Raw genomic sequence first — 19044 nt, 5'->3', positions numbered from 1 at the left:
GAGAGATGTTTTTGTGTTTTTCTACAAATTTTCTTCTTCTAGTTGTTTAATGAGCAAATCAAGGTATAATGTCATTTTCTGATTGGCATCCTTTAAATTAATATCAGCTATTTCAGAAATCCTCTTCAGCCGATAAGCCAGCGTATTGGCATGGATATGCAATGCTTTGGCAGCATCATTCATATTGCCGTCATACTGTAAAAAGGTAAAAATTGTTTCCTGCAAATTGGCATGGTGATTATCATCATATTGGCTTAATTTTTCAATAGCCAGATTCTGATAGCCCGACCGTTTTCTAATGACAGCAAGATCTTCAATAAATTGAAACACACCCAGCTTTTCATATCTGAAAATAGAAGCTGCAGCTGACGGAAACTGCTGTTTCACTTTTAATACATACAGCGCTTCCTGGTAGCTGCGGGCAAGCGCCAGCGGATTATCCGTCATGCTTCCCGAAGCTGCGACAATTCCCGAAATGTTTTGGCGCTCCTTGATTTTCCCGATTAAATTATTTATAAAATCAGAAAGTGCCTGGTCTTTCTCCTTCTCCGGGAGCCTTACTAATAAAATTAATTGTCCATTATCAAATGTTCTGGCGATAATCGGCAGCTGCTGCATCGTTTCCACCAAATAATTGGTTTGGCGTTCCACCGATCGGTTAACCGGCTGCAGGAAATCAACAATAACAACCGTCATCATTCCTTTTAGCACTAAGTTGTAGCGCTCATTTACTTGCTCTAAATCGCGGAGACGGGTGAAATGTCCTGTAAGCAATTTCCAAAAAAGCTCTTCATAATTTTTTTCCGTTTCTGTTTTCTGTTTTTGGCGCTGAATCAGCTGATTTTTCACTGCTTTTGCTGCTTCCTGCAAGATGATAATTTTTTGCTCATCGAACGGCTTGCTCGGATGCGCCCAAATAAAGCCGACTACTTCCTTGTTCTTCCGAACGGAAATAGCCACCCTCTCTCTGATTCCCACCTGGTCAATCCGCGGCACAACCACCGGTTCTTCTGTTTCAAACAGCCTCGGTATCGCACCGACTTTCCATAAGCTGTTAATCACGTTTTCCGGTACGCGCCGTCGCATAATCGTCGCAATTCTGACAGGATCTACTTCATCTTCATGCCGGCTATAAGCAATGATACGGTGATTATCATCCTCTATAGTAATCGGACATTCTAATTCTTCACTAATTAAATCGGCGAGCATCTCGAGTGATTCATACTCATTAGAGAAGAAGTTTCCAGTTACTTTTTCCATATAACCACTTTCTTTCTTTAATTTCATTCTGTACCAACATTATATTATTAGAGCGCATGGCTTGAAAGCTATTTTTCACTTATTGCTGTTGAAATACAAGGCAGCCCGTTACCTTGCACGAAAATTCCCCGCAATAGGAAAACGGAGCTGCCGGGAATAGGCGGGCTCCGTTTAAAAAGACTGAAGTTATAAGAATTAGCAGACAATCTACTAAATTGGCAGGCAAATGGGAAATGAATACTAGAAGGCTAGTGATCGGGAGAAATTAGTATTTTCGGGAATCGCAGTTCGGACAAATATAAACATCTTCTGCATCAAAGATAGAACCGCACTTGGTTTGCTCAAGAACTACAAACGCTTTCTTCAAGTCAGCACGGACTCCTTCCCAGCCGCACTCGCACTTAATTTGCTTGAATGATCCGAACTTATAAACACCGTAGTTCATAAATTTCACCCCTTTTTAAAATTTTCAGAAAAACTTCTGTGTAATCATCTTACCCAAATTAAGCCGAAAAATCAATTAAATGATTGTGAATTTTTTGTTAATTTTAGCAAAGTCAAGTCTTGTTTTTTATTTTATAGGTCATTTTACCTTTGATTTTTCCCTAATCAAAAAAGAGCTCCAGTAGCGGAGCTCTTTCTTGAAAAACAGCCATTTTATTTTTCTTCAACGAGCGTTTTCACATCTTGAACAATTTCTTCAAATGGCACGTCTTCCGCTCCGCTGTAATTTTTCACAGCTTTGCCCTCTTTGTTAATTAAATAAAAGCTTGTGCCATGTGTAACCTGATTGGAATTTGGGTCAGGAATCGCCAAAGTTTGCAGGTTTTTTTCAGCAAATTCACGAATATAATCCTGTTCATAGCCTGTCAACAAATCCCATTTCTTTTCATCCACTTCAAAATTAGAAATATATTCCTTCAGCTTTTCTGGTGTATCCACTTCTGGATCCACACTAAACGAAACGATGCGGTAGTCTTCTACCCCTTCCTTTTTGAGCATTTTCTGCAAATCAGCCATATTTTTTGTCATCGGCTGACATACCGTCGTACAGCTTGTGAAAATTAAATCGGCCAGCCACACTTTTCCTTTTAAATCATCTAGACTGACTTTTTCGTTATTCTGATTTACATGTTCAAAGTCTTGTATTTTAACGTCCATATTACTTTCAAAATCACTTTTGCCGCAGCCCGCTATGAGCAACACAGCAGACAATGCAGCGGCTGCTAAAAAAGAACGCAAGTATCTCAATTCATTTTCCCTCCTGCAATATTCTATCTAAAATAATGTTATTGCATAAAAACAACAAATACAACGGCAGGCAGGTAGTTATCTTGAATAATTTATGAACAAACCGGTCCATTAACGTACACTATAAAGAGGCAAGGGCTAATTGGAACTGGGTGTAGCTGCCGCTTTGGGTGGACATTACTTCAAGACGCGCATCAATTCTTTCTTTCAGCTCCGGTACATGCGAAATGACGCCGACAAGCCGGCCGGAATCTTGTATTTCCATGAGCGCCTCGATTGCCTGATCTAGCGATTCGGGGTCGAGCGTACCAAATCCTTCATCAATAAACATTGTTTCCAAAGAGACGCCGCCGGCATACTGCTGAACCACCTCTGCCAAACCAAGAGCCAGCGCCAAGGCGGCTTTAAAGCTTTCGCCGCCTGATAACGTCTTCACATGGCGTTCCTGTCCAGTATATTGATCGAAAATCAGCAATTCCAATCCGCTTTGAGCGTTCCCTTTTGCCCGGTCTGTTTTCCGGTGCAAGGTATAGCGCCCGCTTGTCATCTTAACAAGCCGCTCATTAGCCACTACAAGAATATCATCGAGAAAAGCGGCAAGGACATATCTTTCGAACGTTAGCTTATGCACATTTTTCCCATGGGTAATGTCATAAAGATGGCCAACTACACTATAGTCTTTTTCAAGCTCGCGCAGATGCTCCTCAATAGCCTCTGCCCTTTCCTCAATTCGCCGGTAGCTGCTGATCAAATGATTCAACGCCAGGCGCTCTTTATCCCGTTCCGCTATCTGGTTATCAATCTCTGCTTTTTTGGCTGTCAATGCGGCGAGGTCCGGTTGTTCAATTCCCTTAAGGCTGACTGTAAATTCCTCAAGCAAATCAGATACCGAGCGAAGCCGTTCATTAAAAGAGTGAATTTCCTGCTGCTGCCTTTTAATCTCTTCGTCTGTCCGCTTGCTGGCTGCGTAATGCTTGAAATCCCCAAAGCCGTTTTCCTCCATTAACTGCTTAAACCGGGTGCGCTCAGCCGCCAGCCGCTCCTTATGCTGGCCAATCGTACTTTGGATTTCCCGCCAGCCGGCTTCTGCCGCTGCAAGGGCCGTTTCGGCTGCCTGCCTTTGCTGCAAAGCGGCTGCTAAGCGTTCCTCCAGAATCCGGCTGCTTCTTTCAGCATGCTGTACGGCCTGGTCATAAGCTGCTTTTTGCTGAAGCGGCTCAGGAATCAGCTTGAACAGCTCTTCCACCCGGGATTGTTTTCTCGCATATAATTCACGGGCCTCCAGCTCGTTCTGCTGGCATTTGGTTACTTCGGCACGGAGCTCTTTCCAGTGCTCGTTCAGCCGGCTGCGCTCTTCTGTCCATGCTCTTTTCTGCTGCAGCTTTTCATTCGCTTGCTGAATGGCTTGTCCGGCAGCGGCTTGTGCTGAAGCCAGCTGCACTTCTTGGGCGGCCAAGTCCGAATCCTCTAGCTTTAACTCCAGCTCAGCTGTTTCCTGCTTCCATTCCAGCAGCAATTCTTCTTCTTTCTGAACATGTACCTGAATGCGGGCAAGCTCGCGGGCGGCTTCCTGCTGCTCTTTTTCTGCTTGAGCTGCTTTTTGTTTGGCCGCTTCCATTTCTTCTTTCTCGGGAGCATACGCATGGGCGCTTGCCGGGGAAGGATGGCTAGTAGAACCGCAAACAGCGCATGGCTGTCCCGCAACAAGGGACTGGGCCAGCAGGCCGGCCTGCTGCTTGTGCCAAGCCTCTTCCAGTTGCTGCACTTGCGCTTTTGCCGCTTGCAGCTGCTGTTCTTTCTCTGCAGACAGCCTCTTCTGTTCTTGCTCCTCCTTCTTCAGCCGGCTGACCCGTTCGGTTCCCTTGATCATTTTCTCAAGAAGCTTCATTTGGGCTTCCACTGTTTGCTTTTTCTTTTCCTCATCATAAAGTACACGCTGCCAATAATCCAGGGAGCCCAGTGCCGCTTCGAGCTTCTCTATTTGAGCTTCCGTTTGTTCCGATTGAGCCGCAAGTGCTTCCCGCTTTTTTTCATACGCTTGCACTTGAGCGTGCAGGCGGTGTAAAGTCGCTTTTTCCTGATCAAGCGAGGAGACGGCCTCGTTAAGACTAAGCAGCTTGTTTAAAGCTTCTGCCGCTTGCTTTCTCTCCTCTTCCCTGCTGTTTTCTTCCTGCCATTGCCGTTCTGCTTCCTCAATAGCTTGCTGCTGCTTCAAAAGTACTGTACGTGACTCTTCAGCCCGTTTTTCCTCTTTATCAAGGTGCTCTTTTAGCTGCATGCACAGTTCTTCCTGGCGGCCCAAGTTTTTTGCTTTTTCAGCCCATTCAATTTCAGCTGTCTTTCTTGCCATTTCCGGCTTTTTATCTTCCAATTCCTTCTTCTCTGTTTCTAACTCTTTTTGGCGGGCCATTTGCTGAATAATATGCTGCGCCTGGTGGATGCTTCGCGTTAATTCATCCCGTTCATTTTGCTGCTGTTCAATTTCCTTTGTCATGCCGGCTAATTTTTCAGCTAGCAAATGAGCATCTACTTTCAGCTGTGAAAGGATGGCTGCCTCATTCCGCGGCTTTTGTTCAAGAAGTTCCGTCATTTCGGCGGTTGCCGGCTCAATGCCGCTAAGAAGCTGGGCTCGTTCTCTTTGCCCGCTTTCCACTTTTTTTGCTAATTCAGCTGCTTGGTTCTTTAACTTCTCTTCTATTAATTTATAAAACTCCGTATGGAACAAGCGCTGCAAGACTTTTTCCTTCTCTTTGCTGTCGGAAACGAGCAGTTTTCTGAACTCCCCTTGTGGAATCATTAAAATTTGCCGGAACTGATTAGCATCAAGCTGAATGATCTCTTTTACTTTCTCGTCCACTTCCCTGACATTGGCCGCAATCAGCTTTTGCTCTCCCGTATCGCTTATTTCATACAATTCAGCCTTGGCATTGATCGTGCGGAAACCCTCGCCGCGTTCTTTTTTCTTTTCTTGCTGCGGAGAGCGGTAAATATAGTAACTCCGGTCCTTTAGGGAAAACTCAAGTGATACCTCAGTTAACAGTTCGTCCTTGGCAAACTGGCTGCGGAGGTCGCTTCCCGTCCTTTCTTCCCCGCTTGCCCGGCCATAAATGGCAAAGCTAATCCCGTCAAAAATGGTCGTTTTGCCGGATCCAGTCTTACCGGAAATGACGAACATCGTCCGATTCTCAAGCTTTCTAAAATCAATCTCTTCCCTTCCCGCATAAGGACCGAATGCTTGCATGATTAATTTGACTGGCTTCATTTTTGATTCGCCTCCAGCTGTGCTTCTTGAATGACGCGCTCCATGAGTTTTCTCTTCTCCGGCGTAAAATCATCGGTCGTCATCTCGCTATAAAAATCAGCAAATAAGTCGATATCATCTTTTTTTTCTTCACGCTTCATTCCGTAGCTTTCCTTTTGGCGCTGATCGATCATGTCAATCTTCCTTTCAAGATGAAGAACATTCGGATAAGCCTGCCTCAGTTTACCCATCGGATCAATGATGGCTCCCCGGTCAAGAAGTGTGATCTTTAAATAATCTTCTGTCGCTTCTGCTTGAATGCGGGCCGGGTCCAGCAGCTCTTCCAGCGTCCCTTCTAATACCCGCATGTCCCGCTTTGGACGAAGCGTTCTTTCTTCGATAGAAACAGTTCCCTTTTCATCAACCGTTACAATCGACACGCTTTTCCGCTGATTTGCCTCGGAAAAAGAGTATTTTAACAGCGAACCGGAATAACGGACTTTCTCATGCTTAATAGCATCCGGACTATGCAAATGGCCGAGCGCTGCATAATTAAAGGGCGCAAACAGCCCGGCATCTACACAGCCGGAACCTCCAACGGATAAAGTCCTTTCAGAATCTGTCGTCTTTCCGCCCAGAACAAAGGCATGCCCGACAAATATATTCGGCTCTCTGCAGTCCATCTCTTCTTCTAATTTTCCTATCAGGCGCTTCATTGCACCCTGGTGAGTATGGATCGAGTTGTCCCCAAAGAGCTGCCGAATGGTGCCTGGTTCTGCATAAGGAATGCAATAAAAGTTCACTCCATTAATCCGGACGGGCGAAAATTGATCATCAACTTTTCCTTTTAAATAAAACTGGCTATGCCGGAACCAGGAAGAGCCAAAGGACAGCCGCTCGGCACTGTCATGATTGCCGGAAATCGCTACGATCGGCGTTTTCAGCTCTACATTAATAGCAAACAGCATCTCATTCAGCAGCTCAACAGCGCCGGTGGGCGGCACAGAACGATCATATAAATCACCGGCGATCACTACTGCATCCGGCGTCTCTTCTTCTACTAGTCTGACAAATTGCTGTAAAACCTCCCGCTGCTCCTCTGTCATATAAACTCCATGCACCAGCTTGCCTAAATGCCAGTCGGCCGTATGTATAAATTTCAATTCTGTCACCTCTAATAAAGTCTCTCTTTTCATAGTAGCGGAAATTATAGAGAAAGCAAATTGCTTTTCTGCTTGTCGGCAAGCGGATAGTTAAATTCTCTTTCTTCCATCCTCCTTTTGAGCAGAACACTCTGCATTAACGGTTGTATCCCTTTTCGCGTTTGTCTATAATTAGTAGCGACAGAAGAGAAATGTGGAGGTTAGCACCATGCTGGAAGGTTGGTTTTCCTACTTTATAATTATATGGGTTGTAATCCTGGTCGGCAGCTTTGCGATCGGGGGATTTTTTATGTTTCGCAAGTTTTTAAAAAGACTGCCAAAAGAAGACGGAAAGTCAGATATGGACTGGGAAGAATACTATGTGGATCAAACGAGAAGCATGTGGGAGCAGCCAGAAAAGGAGTTACTGGAAGAGCTAGTCAGTCCGGTGCCTGAACTTTTTCGGGATGTGGCACGCCAAAAAATCGCCGGAAAAATCGGCGAACTGGCGTTAGAGGAAAAGTCGGACATGATCACACAAGATTTAGTGATACGCGGATACATCATAGCCACTCCGAAAAGGGACCATAAATTTCTGCGCAAAAAACTAAATGATATGCAGATTGATATGACTCCTTATGAACACTTGTTTTAAAAGTGTCATTGAATGCAAAACTTCTTGGGGCAGTCACTGGCGATTCATCTATTTGTAACATCACCATTTAAAAAGGGCTTGCAGCGATGTGCAGGCCCTTTTTTAAGAAATTCAGTTTTCAATCAAGCCGTTCTTGGTTTAATGTGGCACGCAAGCTGCGGTACTGCCGGTACATGGCAATCCGCCATGGAACAATCATAGCAAAAGCAAGAATAAAAAACATTCCGCTCAACTGCCCCACATCAATGGTCGAGCTTAACATCACTTTGCCGATGATCCGGACAATCAGCAGGCTGATTAAAATAATTGGAAATGCTTTCGACCGCTTTAAATAAATATCCTCATCACGAACCTCGAAATTTGATGTTTTAATTAATAGAATTGAAAATAGCATGCCTACGGCCACAGCCTCTAATAATTCCATAGAAGTAACCCGAAACTCCGGTATGACAAACATCAGCGCCCCTGTACTCATAAACAGGGGAGGCAGCATAATTTTATTAGCCGAAGTCGGCTTCTTCGCGGCCTTCATGCGGATGAATATTACCGTAATTCCCATTACTACCGCTAATACGGATGAAGCAACAAGCATCATCTTCATCATTCCTTATCTTTTACATTTGCTAAGTTATTATAATCAATTTTCTTTCGAAAAACAAAAGCTGTTTTCACAGAAAACAGCTTAAGCAAGCAAACGGCGTAATGCTTCATTCACACGAACCTCATCAAAGGGCTTGGTAACAAAGTCTTTTGCCCCCGCCTCAATTGCCTCCATCACCATTCTCTGCTGTCCCATCGCTGAACAAATGATAATTTTTGCCTCAGGAAACTCTGACAGGATGGTTTCGGATGCTTTGATTCCGTTCATAATCGGCATCGTAATATCCATGATGACGATATCCGGCTTCAGTGCTCGGTATTTTTGTATGGCTTCTTCTCCATTTTCAGCTTCTCCTAGCACTTGATGATTCAGATTCGTCAGCATATCTACTAACGCCATCCTCATAAACTTCGTATCATCTACAACTAATACCCCTGCCACCGGCCATGTGCCTCCCTCTTCTCTGGGAAATAATGTAACGTTTCTCTTTATCCTAAATATACCTGTTTCGGCCAAGGAAGGCAATCCGCAAATGGATACAGCTAGAAGCCTTGGAAGCCGCCAAATAACGGACTGAGGAAAATAATAATTTTTGTCATCCAATCAAAGAAGAGGACAACCCCCATGACAATCATAATGTAACCGCCCACCTTCATAATCACTCCGCTATGAGTTCGAATCCACTTCATGCGGCCAATAAAGAAGGAAAGGATGAAGAACGGAATGGAAAAACCAAGCGTATAAGCAACCATATACAATAGACCTGATCCTGGATTGCTTGCAGCAAGCGCAAAAACCGATAATAAAATCGGACCCGTACAAGGCGTCCAGCCGGCAGCAAATGCTAAACCGATTAACATGGAGCCTACATATCCGCTCGGACGGTTTTTAAATTCAAGCCGCCGTTCAGTCATCATAAATTTCGGCTGCAGAATGCCAGTCACAACCAAACCGAAAAACACGATAAAAATAGCCCCGATTTGCCTAATTAAATCCTGATATTGAGACAAAACGTTGCCTATGAAGCTTGAAGCAAAGCCTAACGAAACAAATATTAAAGAAAAACCCAACAAGAAAAACAATGTGTGCAACAAGCTTCTCCGCTGCAGCATTTTATTCTCATTTTTTAAGTCACTGACACTCATGCCGGTAATATAGGAAAGAAATGCGGGATACAGCGGCAAACAGCACGGTGAAATAAAGCTGAGAAACCCTGCGCCAAAAGCTAAAAAAAAGTTAAGATCGTTCAATCATACCTCCTGCCTTTCATGGATATTGTAGCAGAGTTTGAAGCAGGAATCGAAAAAAAGAGATATGAATAATTTGTGTCTGCCTCTACTTGGGAAAAAAGAAATTTTTTGATTAAAAATAACTTTGTTTTTGAAAAAAAGTAAAAGATTGGGTATACTAGAGAAACTAATACACTTCTAGCCATTATCACATAGAAAGGACTTTCTGCCGTGCATAAAGACGACTTGCTGGATGCTATCGAGAAAAAGCGGTTAGAGCTATTTCAAATTGTCACTATTAAAGGATTAAACTCTCCACTCGCCGTCAAATGCAGCCAAGAGCTTGATCTTTTGCTAAATGACTACGATCGCAAATACGTTCACTCTGCAACTCCCCTCTATAGAAAACAATTGCCCAACTAAAAATGAGCAGGTTTGCCAAAAACAACTGCTCATTTTTATATTCGTCTTTTAAAAACTTCAAATGCAAGCAGCTTTAGGAACGTCATGGATAGACCGCTGCCGCCTGGCTGCCCTCCCCCATAAATCTCCAAAGACCCGGTGTACCGTTCATAATTCGAAGAAGAAAAAAATTCTCTTCTTCGCTTCATTAAAATTTTTCATTGCGGCTATTCATTATTTCCTGCCATGCAGTTGTTCGGCCGCTCATCGTGCCCAACGGAGGCTTTCGTTGGGCTGCTTCAACAAAAAAACCACCTTTCCTATTAAATGAAATCATTCAACAGAAAAAATGGTTTTGCTGGCTATAAGAAAATAAAGCATATATCGGATATATCTGCAAAGAAAGATCAACCTTCTCGACCTTTTCTTGAAAGAAGCTTGTCCGAAAAAAATATATGGAATCAAACGATAAATCCTTATATGACAAGGATTTATTTATTATCGAACTGCTTGTTCATTTGTGACATCATTTGATTTATTTTTTTCTGCGACGGCTTCATTCCCATTTGCATCATCATCATTCGCAGCATTTGTTCATTAATTGGCGGATTCTTTTTTAAATAGTCCATCATGTATTTGCGGGCTATAAAAAATCCAAGCGCAACTCCGGCAGCTAAAGCCAGAATCCCGACGAGTACATACCACATACACTACTTCCTCCTTCATGTCGTCTACTAAAAGTTTACTAAACCAAAAGACATTATACAACATGAAAGAGAAATTTTCTTTACTTAAATAAATTTTCTTTCTTAATCGGTTCAAGCCAACCGTAATTTTTACTTTCAAAATCAACAGCAAACAAGCAAGCATTCAATTTCTTTAAGGAAGAGAAAAACACCGTTTCCGCTTCGTAGCTTCCCTTAGCCTTTAAATGAAGGCACTTTTCTTCAGCGGACAAAACAGCCTTGCCTTTCTTTTCCGGAAGCTCAATGGTAAAGCAATTGTTTTTGTCAACGGCAAAGCTTTCTTTGTCCATTAATGCTTCTTTCAAAATAGAGGCAAGAGAGCGCAGCGAAAATTCTTTTGTAATATATTGAATTTGTTTCTCCACAACATTCTTTTCACTTTTTTGGCTAGTGGAGCTTTCAAAAAACAATTGGAAAAAATTTTGTTCACGTCCGTAAAAATAATGAGCAAATTCTTCGCCAATCCAGTAAATTTGATAGCTTCTCATCCATTTTACCTCCTGCTTGTCCTTTTCTTTATTATAAAAAGGAACAGGCGTCAAGGTTGTTGAATTTTGAAAAAAACGTTCACTAGTTTTGTCGATTGCATTGTAACTTTGGCCTTATAAGACGAGGAGCAGGTCATTCCTCTGAAAACAAGCCTTCGCCGGGCGGCTGAATAGACAAAAAAAGCTGGTTTCTTTCAAACGAAACCAGCTTTTTTGTATTTATTATTGATGGAGTAACGCTTTTGCCCGTGCAACGACATTTTCTACTGTAAATCCGTATTCTGCCATTACTTTATTGCCCGGAGCAGACGCACCAAATTGATCGATCGCAATGATATCGCCTTCGTCGCCTGTATAGCGCTCCCAGCCAAGAGACGCACCCATTTCAATCGCAAGGCGCTTCTTCACTTCTTTCGGAAGAACGGAACGCTTATATTCCGCGCTTTGTTTCTCAAAGCGGTCCCATGACGGCATGCTGACAACCGCAGCATCAATGCCTTCTTGCTTAAGCGCTTGTTGCGCTTCCACAGCCAGGCTCACTTCCGAGCCGGTTGCTAGCAGCAGCAAGTCAGCTGTCTCTTTGTCGGACGCTGACACGATGTATGCCCCTTTTGCGACTCCTTCTGCAGCTGTCTCAGATGTGCCTTGGATGGTTGGCAAGTTCTGGCGAGTCAACACAAGTACAGTCGGTGTTGATTCGGAAGAAACAGCTAATTTCCAAGCAACTGCTGTTTCATTAGCATCCGCCGGACGGATCACAGACAGATTTGGCATCGAACGCAGTGCAGACAAATGCTCGATCGGTTCATGTGTCGGTCCATCCTCGCCTACTGCGATACTGTCATGTGTGAAAACATAGGTAACCGGCAGCCCCATTAGAGCCGAGAGACGCATTGCCGGGCGTACATAATCAGAGAACACGAAGAATGTCCCGCCGAATACTTGAAGGCCGCCATGGAGCGCCATCCCATTCATTGCTGCTCCCATTGCGAATTCACGGACGCCAAACCAGATGTTGCGACCTTCATAAGCAACTGCAGAAAAATCCTTCTCATTTTTGATGCTTGTTTTGTTAGAGCCTGCTAAATCCGCTGAACCGCCAATAAAAGTCGGAAGGTTTTTCGCGATCGCATTCAGCACTTCTCCTGATGTGGCACGGCTCGCCAACGATTTGCCCGGCTCATAGCTCGGAATATCCTTATCCCAGCCGCTAGCCAATTCACCATTTATAGCCGTTTGAAGCTGCTGGCCAAGCTCTGGGAATTTCTCTTTATACTCTTCGAAGAGTTTTCCCCATTCTTGTTCAGCCGCTTTCCCTTTTTGTACAATTAATTCCTCGAAGCGGGCATACACTTCTTCAGGCACATGAAAATCCTCTTCGAATGTCCATTTATAATAATCCTTTGTCAGCTTCAATTCATCCTCGCCAAGCGGAGCACCGTGCACATCTGCCTTGCCTGATTTGTTAGGAGAACCGTAACCGATCACTGTTTTCACTTCAATGAGTGTCGGACGATCTTCATCTTTCTGTGCTTCTTCAATCGCTTTGGCAATCTCCTCCATGTCATTGCCGTTTTCCACGCGGAGATATTGCCAGCCATATGCTTTAAATCGGTCTGCTACACTCTCGGAGAAAGACTTATCAAGATCTCCATCCAGAGAAATGTCATTAGAATCATAAAGGGCAATTAGACGGCCCAGCTTTAGATGACCGGCAAGAGAAGCTGCCTCAGAAGCTACCCCTTCCATCAAGTCTCCATCACCGCAAAGTGTGTATGTATAATGGTTGACTACCTTGTATTGATCTTTATTATAGACGGCAGCCAAATGTCTTTCTGCCATCGCCATTCCTACAGACATAGCAATTCCTTGTCCAAGCGGGCCTGTTGTTGCCTCAACACCGTCTGTATGTCCGTACTCCGGATGTCCTGGCGTCTTGCTGCCCCATTGGCGGAAATTTTTAATTTCATCCATGGATAAATCGTAACCTGACAAATGCAGCAGGCTGTACAAAAGCATAGAGCCGTGTCCCGCGGATAAAACAAAACGGTCGCGGTTAAACCATTTAGAATTTTTAGGATTGTGGTTCATAAACCGGCTCCACAACGTGTAAGCCATCGGGGCAGCTCCCATCGGCAAGCCCGGATGTCCGGAATTGGCTTTTTCAATCGCATCTATAGAAAGTGTGCGGATCGTATTCACTGCTAATTGATCAACTTTATCAAACATGGCAAACTTCCTTTCCTCACAAATATTGTACCTACTTAAATATATAGGTCTTTATCAAATTATACAAGACGTCTGCGAATATCTGATAGCAGAGTTTCGCTTGTTCATTAGTCTTTCCGTTTAAGCATTAAAAAAGCCGGCAGCTGCCGGCTTTTTTAATGCATTTTTTTCCGCTTTTGAATATCTTGAAGCTTTTTGGGGGTGACTTCATTTCCTTCAGTATCGAAAATGCGCACTCCCTCTACTGTATCCTTCATAGATGAACGAAAAGCTGCTAAATATTCTTGACGCAGGCTGGCCTGTTCTGCTTGTTCTTCAGCGGACAGTCCTGTCGTTTTTGATTTTTTGGAAAGTTCATTAATGCGGGCAAGTTTATCTTCAGAAAGCATACATGGGTTGCTGCTAATCCATTGTCAATTAGCAGGCTCTCCTTTCTTTTCAGCATTTAATTCTTGCCCTTATTGTATTAAAAAGTGCACGAACAAACAAGTGGATTGCTTAGTCAATCTCTTCGCCCGCCTGTTCGGTATACTCTTGAAACCTTCTATGGACAGTCGCTTTTGATACTTGATAGCCAAACCCCTTTAATGTAGCAGCAATTTCTTCAAAGGTTAAATTGTTGCGGCGCAGCCGGACAATCTCTTCTACAGGTACTTCTTTTCTCTCCCTGCCAGCAGGATTTCCCCGGTTTTTCAAATTTTCTTCCGGCCGGAAACCATTTTCCACCGCCCGCTTCATGCCTCGTTTGATTTTTAAGTTATGAATCTTTCGCTGGTACTCCTCTACCATGCTGACAATTTGAATAACCATGGAGTCAGATTCAGACAGCTGCAATTCTCCATCATCGGCGATGCTGAACACCTTGACCCCTTCTTTAAACAAGCAGTGCAGCAAAGCAATTTTAGCGTTCCCTCTTCCAATTCTCGTTTCATCCTGAATGAGAACAGCATCAATCGGCTCCCTTTTCGCTAAATCAAGTAAATCAAGCATGCCTGGCCTGTCCAGATCATACCCGCTCGCCTGCTCCTTAATAACCTCTGCCACCTCGTACCCTTTTTTGGCAGCAAGGCTGAGCAGCTCCTCCTCCTGCCGCTGAAGCGAGGTTTCCTGAACTTCCTTTTTCGTACTTACGCGGCAATATATAATAGCTTTCACTTAAACTCATTCTCCTTTGAATGCGACTTGCCCGCCCGCGTGAGAGGGATGCGAGGCAACGGGGATAATCAATGTATCACCAGGCAGAATTTTCACAGAATGCAGCTGATTTTCTTTTTGAACCCACATAATGAAATCCTCTTCCTTCATGTCTTTGGCATTGTTGTATTGTTTGGCAATGCTCCAAAGCGAGTCTCCTTCCTGCACGGTAATTTCTTGATACGGAAGTCCTTCCTCGCTCACGCTGAAAATCAGCATTGCTCCCGCTATTATTGTAACAGCCATAAATAAGAGAACAAAAGAATTGTTTTTTACAAATGTTTTCATCACTTCACAGCCCTTTCAAGCGAATATTCGTTCGTATATTTATTTTTATTGTAATAGGAACATTTGTTTGAGTCAAGATTTTATTCGAACTTATGTTTGTATCACGAAAAATAGCATGTTATAATACAGAAAAGAGACAAATCTAAGAGGTGCAGACAAATGACAAAATTATCGAAGAGGCAGCAGGATATTTTGGACTTTATCAAGCTGGAAGTCAAAGCAAAAGGCTATCCTCCGTCCGTTCGGGAAATCGGTGAAGCCGTCGGGCTTGCATCCAGTTCTACTGTCCACGGTCATCTTTCCCGGCTGGAAAGCAAAGGATTGATCCGCCGCGATCCAACGAAGCCGCGCGCTATTGAAATACTGGAAATGGAGGACGCGGTGCCGCGCCAAAAGGTAGTTAATGTGCCGTTAATCGGAAAAGTAACAGCAGGCTTGCCGATTACCGCGATCGAAAACATTGAAGAGTATTTCCCTTTGCCTGAACGCTTGGCTCCGGCTGATGAACATGTGTTTATGCTTGAAATTATGGGTGACAGCATGATTGAAGCAGGGATTTTAGATGGTGATTATGTGGTTGTCCGGCAGCAGCAAACAGCCAAAAACGGCGAAATTGTTGTAGCCATGACTGAAGAAGATGAAGCGACTGTCAAGCGCTTCTTTAAGGAAAAAGATTTTATCCGGCTTCAGCCTGAAAATTCATCCATGGAGCCAATCATTTTGCCGAACGCTACTATTCTAGGCAAAGTAATCGGTGTCTATCGCGATATTCATTAATGACTGTACAGCTCCTTTTTAGCCTGCCGCTGAAAGGAGTTGTTACTTTTTAAGAGAATAGTAGAGAAACAGTTACTCTATCCTATGAAAAAATTCAGTAAATATGATTTATTCGAAAAAACAAAAAAATCTCCAGCTGTGTGGCGGCCAGAGAAAGAACTTTCTTGGTAGGAACCGGTCATACCGAAGGATTTATAAGAGCCTTTTCTTAGGCAATAACGCCCCGCTCGTTTTTAAACTGCTTGTATTGCTCCTCTTCCATGATTCTTCTTAGAATTTGCACAGCCTCCCATACTTCTTTATACGTATTGTAGAGAGGAACAGGCGCCAGCCGGATGCCGTTGGGGGCTCGAAAATCAGGAATGACCCCATTCGCCTTCAATGCTCTGCAAATGCGCGCTGCTTCTTTATGCTCTAAATAAATATGCCCGCCGCGCTGGTGATCCTCTAAAGGATTGCCAATTTCAACCCTTATATGCTGCCGCTCTTTCATAATCAGCTTCATCATGTAACGCGTCATATCCAAAGACTTTTTCCGCAGATTTTCCATGCCTGCTTCCTCAAACATCTGAAGCGATCCAATTAAAGGTGCTGCGCTTAATATGTGAGGGGTGCCGATTTGATAGGCTCCTGCTGCCTCAGCCGGTGTCAGCACGTGTTCCATATCAAATTGCTTATGTTTAGCGGAGCTGAACCATCCTGCAAGGCCGGGAAATCTTCCGATATGCTTCTTATTTACATATAATGCGCCGACACTTCCGGGGCCGCTATTCAAATACTTGTAATTGCACCAAACAGCAAAGTCTGCTTCCCACGCACTTAACTCATGCAAGATAGCGCCGACGGAGTGGCAAAGGTCAAAGCCAATCAAAACTCCGCGCGTATGAGCAGCTTTTGCCAGGCGCCGCATATCAAGAATTTGCCCGCTTCGATAAAGCACACTAGGCAACACCGCTAAAGCAACTTCCCCGGTCATCGCCTCAATAATCCTCTCTTCATCAAGAAAGCGACCATCCCGGCTTTTCACGCGGATTAAGTGTGTGTCCGGATTGTAGCCTTTCAGCTTTAGCTGGCTTTGCAGCACATAAATATCGGAAGGAAAGGTCAATTCGTCCGCCAGTATTTTCGTTCGATTGCCTTGCGGCTGATAAAAGGTTGCGACCATTTGATGGAGGTTCGTTGTTGTAGACCCGGTTACGATTACCTCTTCAGGACAGGCTCCCACTAATGGCGCCAGCTTTCTCCCTAGCTGTTCAGAAAGGTGATACCATGGATGGTTTCCTTCTGTCCAGCCGTCAATCCCAAATTGTTTCCACGAATCCAAAAGCTCCAATAATGAGGCTTCCGACCGTTTAGACAGCAAACCCAGCGAATTGCCGTCAAGATAAATCTTTCCTTTTGGAATATAAAATTCTTCCCGAAACCGCGCCAGTCTATCTTGTTGATCAAGCCGGCAAGCAAATTCATAAGAATCATCCAACTCCTTATTATCCATGTCTTTATCTCCCATTTTCCGGTCTATCCCCCTTTGCTTCTGCTTCAGTGATGATGCCTCGCATACCGCACAAGCACTTTACGTTCATTGTTGATAGAGAAACCTTTAAGCTATACCCTTGCAGAGAATTAGCGCTTGATCGCACGAGTCCTTCTCTTTCACCAGCGTGTAAGTTGGCCGCTCCCCCAGCAGTCGCTTGCTCATTTTATAAAAGGAGCATTTCATTCCTGTTATACTATATATTTTTTACAGACTAGATAGACTCAAATGCCAGGAATTAAAGGCACCTAGCAGAAAATAATATACTCAAGCGTTGGATCGATTTATTTTCAAACAGGCATTGTTGTACGGCTCCCTTGACTTTGTACACTCTGTTGATTGGAATGGAAATCAGCCGCCCCATCCACTAGCCAAATAAAAAAGATTGCAGACAAACTTCAATTTTCATTGAATGTGTCTGCAATCCGGAGTCCTCTCAAATAGGAGAGCGTTCGTTTTCCAATAGTATAGATTGATCCCTGCAATCATCGTTTATATACCCCGGCCTGGCCTACTCCCAGACACGCTTGGATTTAAATAATTCCTGCAGATATCCCCAGACAGAGACTGGGGACATGATCATTTGATAAAAAAGAATAAAGAGGACAAACCCCAGCTTATTTTTTCGTATTCTTAAATCAAGGTTATTAAATACATAGTTTTTTTGATACAGATACAGCAAACCGTAACTAATAACCGTTAGAGGCAAAACCAGCAAAGTCATAGGTCCTGCAATCCAATAAAAGCCAAAGAAAGCCAAAATCAGACCAGGAAGCCAACAGAAGGTATAAACAAAATCCAAATATGGCATGACTAGGTTAATGCCGGTAAGATACTTTGTATACACTTGCGGCTGCTTCCATGGCTTAATTTCATTCAAGCCCTCAATCATTCCTCGTGCCCATCTAGAACGCTGTTTAGCAAAGTGGCCAAGAGTTGTCGGGGCATCCGTGAAAGCGACCGCCAAAGGTTCAAAATATACCTTCCAACCCTTTTTTAAAAGCCTCCAGGTTAATACAATGTCTTCTCCGATTGCATCTGGCCAGCCCTGTACCTCTTGTACACATTCTGTTTTGTATAAACTAAAGGCGCCTTGAGCAACCAGTGTACCTTGGTATAGCCCTTGTAATCTTTTTATAGAGGCAATTCCTAGAAAGTAATCCCACTCTTGCACTCTAGTCCAAATCGTTTTACGGCTGTTGCGAACAAGCATAGACCCAGCCACGGCACATACATCAGGAGGGCTGCTTTTTATTCTTGAAACTAAATAGCGGACAGCAGATGGATGAAGCACCGTATCAGCATCTAAAGTAATCACGTAAGGGGTAACGACATATTGCAATCCGTTATTCAGAGCATGAAACTTACCGGGCTGAGATTCATGAAAAATAGTGATATTCAAATCTAATTCTCTCTTTGCTCTCATAATTTCTTCTTCTGTATCGTCCGTGGAAAGATTATTAATCACAAACACCTGTATCTCTCCCATGTAATCTTGATCAGCTACATATTTTAGTGTATCAAAGATAGACTGCTCCTCGTTATAAGCGGCGATAAGCAAAGATACAGAATCAGAAGGGTATTCATCTTTAAATACAGGCTGCCTGTCCAATAATAAGCTCGCTACAAGAAAAGCGCTCATATACCCCGGAATATAAGCTATTCCTCCAATAATCAGGATCGCGGCGGGAAGAGAAACAATGGATGCTAAATCTTTTAACCAAGGCAATGAAAGATAAATAGAAAAGATCATCCAACCAGCCGAAATCGCATGACTTATCCAAAATTTCGCAGTAACAGTTAGATAATAACGGTCTCTTCCAGTCTTAAAATTAGGTCTAACGGGGTTTATATTGGGTTGCATATGCTTTACCTCAAATATCCATTAAATTTGTATAATCTGTATTTTAAACAAATTTAACCAAAAAATCCACCTTTTTTAGGTCTAAATAACCATTATACTTGTCACGAAAAACTGATTTTATACACTACACATCTTCCCTCTCC

Annotated in this window: 19 protein-coding genes; 3 read left to right on the top strand and 16 right to left on the bottom strand. The window is 43.5% G+C overall.

The window, feature by feature from the left end:
- Positions 1-21 precede the first annotated feature (21 nt).
- From B1A98_RS02565 to B1A98_RS02545, 5 genes are all read right to left on the bottom strand, one after another.
- Positions 22-1260 (bottom strand): PucR family transcriptional regulator, encoded by a 1239-nt coding sequence (locus tag B1A98_RS02565; protein ID WP_063383588.1) that lies wholly within the window; start codon positions 1258-1260, stop codon positions 22-24.
- 265 nt (positions 1261-1525) lie between these two features.
- A complete protein-coding gene (locus B1A98_RS02560; protein WP_041100894.1) occupies positions 1526-1705 on the bottom strand; it encodes a hypothetical protein in 180 nt (59 codons plus the stop codon).
- A 212-nt stretch (positions 1706-1917) separates the two neighbouring features.
- Positions 1918-2511, bottom strand: coding sequence for an SCO family protein (locus B1A98_RS02555; RefSeq protein ID WP_370511044.1), 594 nt, complete (start codon positions 2509-2511; stop codon positions 1918-1920).
- A gap of 121 nt (positions 2512-2632) precedes the next feature.
- Positions 2633-5773 carry an AAA family ATPase gene (locus B1A98_RS02550; protein ID WP_063383587.1) on the bottom strand — a complete coding sequence of 1047 codons (3141 nt, stop codon included), beginning with the start codon at positions 5771-5773 and terminating at the stop codon, positions 2633-2635.
- Complete coding sequence (locus B1A98_RS02545) at positions 5770-6915, bottom strand: exonuclease SbcCD subunit D (RefSeq protein ID WP_063383658.1); 1146 nt, start codon at positions 6913-6915, stop codon at positions 5770-5772. The genes B1A98_RS02550 and B1A98_RS02545 overlap by 4 nt, the downstream gene beginning before the upstream one ends.
- A 208-nt stretch (positions 6916-7123) precedes the next feature.
- Here B1A98_RS02545 and B1A98_RS02540 point away from each other — a divergent pair, with 208 nt between their 5' ends.
- A complete protein-coding gene (locus tag B1A98_RS02540) occupies positions 7124-7549 on the top strand; it encodes a DUF2621 domain-containing protein (RefSeq protein WP_063383586.1) in 426 nt (141 codons plus the stop codon).
- Positions 7550-7667: 118 nt separating this feature from the next.
- Here the strand turns inward: B1A98_RS02540 and B1A98_RS02535 are convergent, their stop codons facing one another.
- From B1A98_RS02535 to B1A98_RS02525, 3 genes are all read right to left on the bottom strand, one after another.
- Entirely contained in the window at positions 7668-8141 is a 474-nt protein-coding gene (locus tag B1A98_RS02535; RefSeq protein ID WP_170808511.1) for a CcdC family protein, read from the bottom strand.
- A 90-nt stretch (positions 8142-8231) separates the two neighbouring features.
- Positions 8232-8591 carry a response regulator gene (locus tag B1A98_RS02530; protein WP_041100888.1) on the bottom strand — a complete coding sequence of 120 codons (360 nt, stop codon included), beginning with the start codon at positions 8589-8591 and terminating at the stop codon, positions 8232-8234.
- Between the two features lie 101 nt (positions 8592-8692).
- Positions 8693-9400: a cytochrome c biogenesis CcdA family protein gene (locus B1A98_RS02525; protein WP_063383585.1), complete on the bottom strand. Its 708-nt coding sequence runs from the start codon at positions 9398-9400 to the stop codon at positions 8693-8695.
- Positions 9401-9610: 210 nt separating this feature from the next.
- Between B1A98_RS02525 and B1A98_RS02520 the strand changes: the two genes are divergently transcribed.
- On the top strand, positions 9611-9802 hold the full coding sequence (locus B1A98_RS02520; RefSeq protein WP_082028248.1) for an aspartyl-phosphate phosphatase Spo0E family protein: 192 nt from the start codon (positions 9611-9613) through the stop codon (positions 9800-9802).
- Between the two features lie 470 nt (positions 9803-10272).
- Here B1A98_RS02520 and B1A98_RS02515 read toward each other — a convergent pair whose 3' ends face one another.
- From B1A98_RS02515 to yneA, 6 genes are all read right to left on the bottom strand, one after another.
- Positions 10273-10488, bottom strand: a complete 216-nt coding sequence (locus B1A98_RS02515) for a YneF family protein (RefSeq protein WP_041100882.1) — start codon at positions 10486-10488, stop codon at positions 10273-10275.
- An 80-nt stretch (positions 10489-10568) separates the two neighbouring features.
- Positions 10569-11015 carry a sporulation inhibitor of replication protein SirA gene (gene sirA / locus B1A98_RS02510; RefSeq protein WP_063383584.1) on the bottom strand — a complete coding sequence of 149 codons (447 nt, stop codon included), beginning with the start codon at positions 11013-11015 and terminating at the stop codon, positions 10569-10571.
- Between the two features lie 222 nt (positions 11016-11237).
- Positions 11238-13244: a transketolase gene (gene tkt, locus B1A98_RS02505; protein ID WP_063383583.1), complete on the bottom strand. Its 2007-nt coding sequence runs from the start codon at positions 13242-13244 to the stop codon at positions 11238-11240.
- A gap of 155 nt (positions 13245-13399) precedes the next feature.
- A complete protein-coding gene (locus B1A98_RS02500) occupies positions 13400-13633 on the bottom strand; it encodes a DUF896 domain-containing protein (RefSeq protein WP_041100876.1) in 234 nt (77 codons plus the stop codon).
- 109 nt (positions 13634-13742) lie between these two features.
- Positions 13743-14399, bottom strand: coding sequence for a YneB family resolvase-like protein (locus B1A98_RS02495; protein ID WP_063383582.1), 657 nt, complete (start codon positions 14397-14399; stop codon positions 13743-13745).
- Positions 14400-14405: 6 nt separating this feature from the next.
- Positions 14406-14726, bottom strand: coding sequence for a cell division suppressor protein YneA (gene yneA / locus B1A98_RS02490; RefSeq protein ID WP_063383581.1), 321 nt, complete (start codon positions 14724-14726; stop codon positions 14406-14408).
- 159 nt (positions 14727-14885) lie between these two features.
- On the opposite strand from yneA, the gene lexA reads away from it, so the two are divergent.
- Positions 14886-15503, top strand: coding sequence for a transcriptional repressor LexA (lexA, locus tag B1A98_RS02485; RefSeq protein WP_041100872.1), 618 nt, complete (start codon positions 14886-14888; stop codon positions 15501-15503).
- A gap of 208 nt (positions 15504-15711) precedes the next feature.
- On the opposite strand, the gene kynU is transcribed toward lexA, so the two are convergent.
- Complete coding sequence (kynU, locus tag B1A98_RS02480; RefSeq protein WP_063383657.1) at positions 15712-16998, bottom strand: kynureninase; 1287 nt, start codon at positions 16996-16998, stop codon at positions 15712-15714.
- A gap of 550 nt (positions 16999-17548) precedes the next feature.
- On the bottom strand, positions 17549-18901 hold the full coding sequence (locus B1A98_RS02475; protein ID WP_063383580.1) for a glycosyltransferase family 2 protein: 1353 nt from the start codon (positions 18899-18901) through the stop codon (positions 17549-17551).
- Positions 18902-19044 lie beyond the last annotated feature (143 nt).

The organism is Pseudobacillus badius (assembly GCF_002189605.1).
Taxonomy (GTDB): Bacteria; Bacillota; Bacilli; order Bacillales; family Domibacillaceae; genus Pseudobacillus; species Pseudobacillus badius.
The sequence above is the reverse complement of the archived record's forward strand: the minus strand, read 5'-3'. Positions and strand labels throughout refer to the sequence as shown.

Coding starts and splice junctions, on each gene's coding strand:
- sirA (WP_063383584.1), bottom strand. CDS start 11,015: ATGAGAAGCTATCAAATTTACTGGATTGGCGAAGAATTTGCTCATTAT.
- B1A98_RS02550 (WP_063383587.1), bottom strand. CDS start 5,773: ATGAAGCCAGTCAAATTAATCATGCAAGCATTCGGTCCTTATGCGGGA.
- B1A98_RS02560 (WP_041100894.1), bottom strand. CDS start 1,705: ATGAACTACGGTGTTTATAAGTTCGGATCATTCAAGCAAATTAAGTGC.
- B1A98_RS02540 (WP_063383586.1), top strand. CDS start 7,124: ATGCTGGAAGGTTGGTTTTCCTACTTTATAATTATATGGGTTGTAATC.
- B1A98_RS02515 (WP_041100882.1), bottom strand. CDS start 10,488: ATGTGGTATGTACTCGTCGGGATTCTGGCTTTAGCTGCCGGAGTTGCG.
- kynU (WP_063383657.1), bottom strand. CDS start 16,998: ATGGATAATAAGGAGTTGGATGATTCTTATGAATTTGCTTGCCGGCTT.
- B1A98_RS02500 (WP_041100876.1), bottom strand. CDS start 13,633: ATGCTTTCTGAAGATAAACTTGCCCGCATTAATGAACTTTCCAAAAAA.
- B1A98_RS02535 (WP_170808511.1), bottom strand. CDS start 8,141: ATGCTTGTTGCTTCATCCGTATTAGCGGTAGTAATGGGAATTACGGTA.
- B1A98_RS02565 (WP_063383588.1), bottom strand. CDS start 1,260: ATGGAAAAAGTAACTGGAAACTTCTTCTCTAATGAGTATGAATCACTC.
- yneA (WP_063383581.1), bottom strand. CDS start 14,726: ATGAAAACATTTGTAAAAAACAATTCTTTTGTTCTCTTATTTATGGCT.
- lexA (WP_041100872.1), top strand. CDS start 14,886: ATGACAAAATTATCGAAGAGGCAGCAGGATATTTTGGACTTTATCAAG.
- B1A98_RS02475 (WP_063383580.1), bottom strand. CDS start 18,901: ATGCAACCCAATATAAACCCCGTTAGACCTAATTTTAAGACTGGAAGA.
- tkt (WP_063383583.1), bottom strand. CDS start 13,244: ATGTTTGATAAAGTTGATCAATTAGCAGTGAATACGATCCGCACACTT.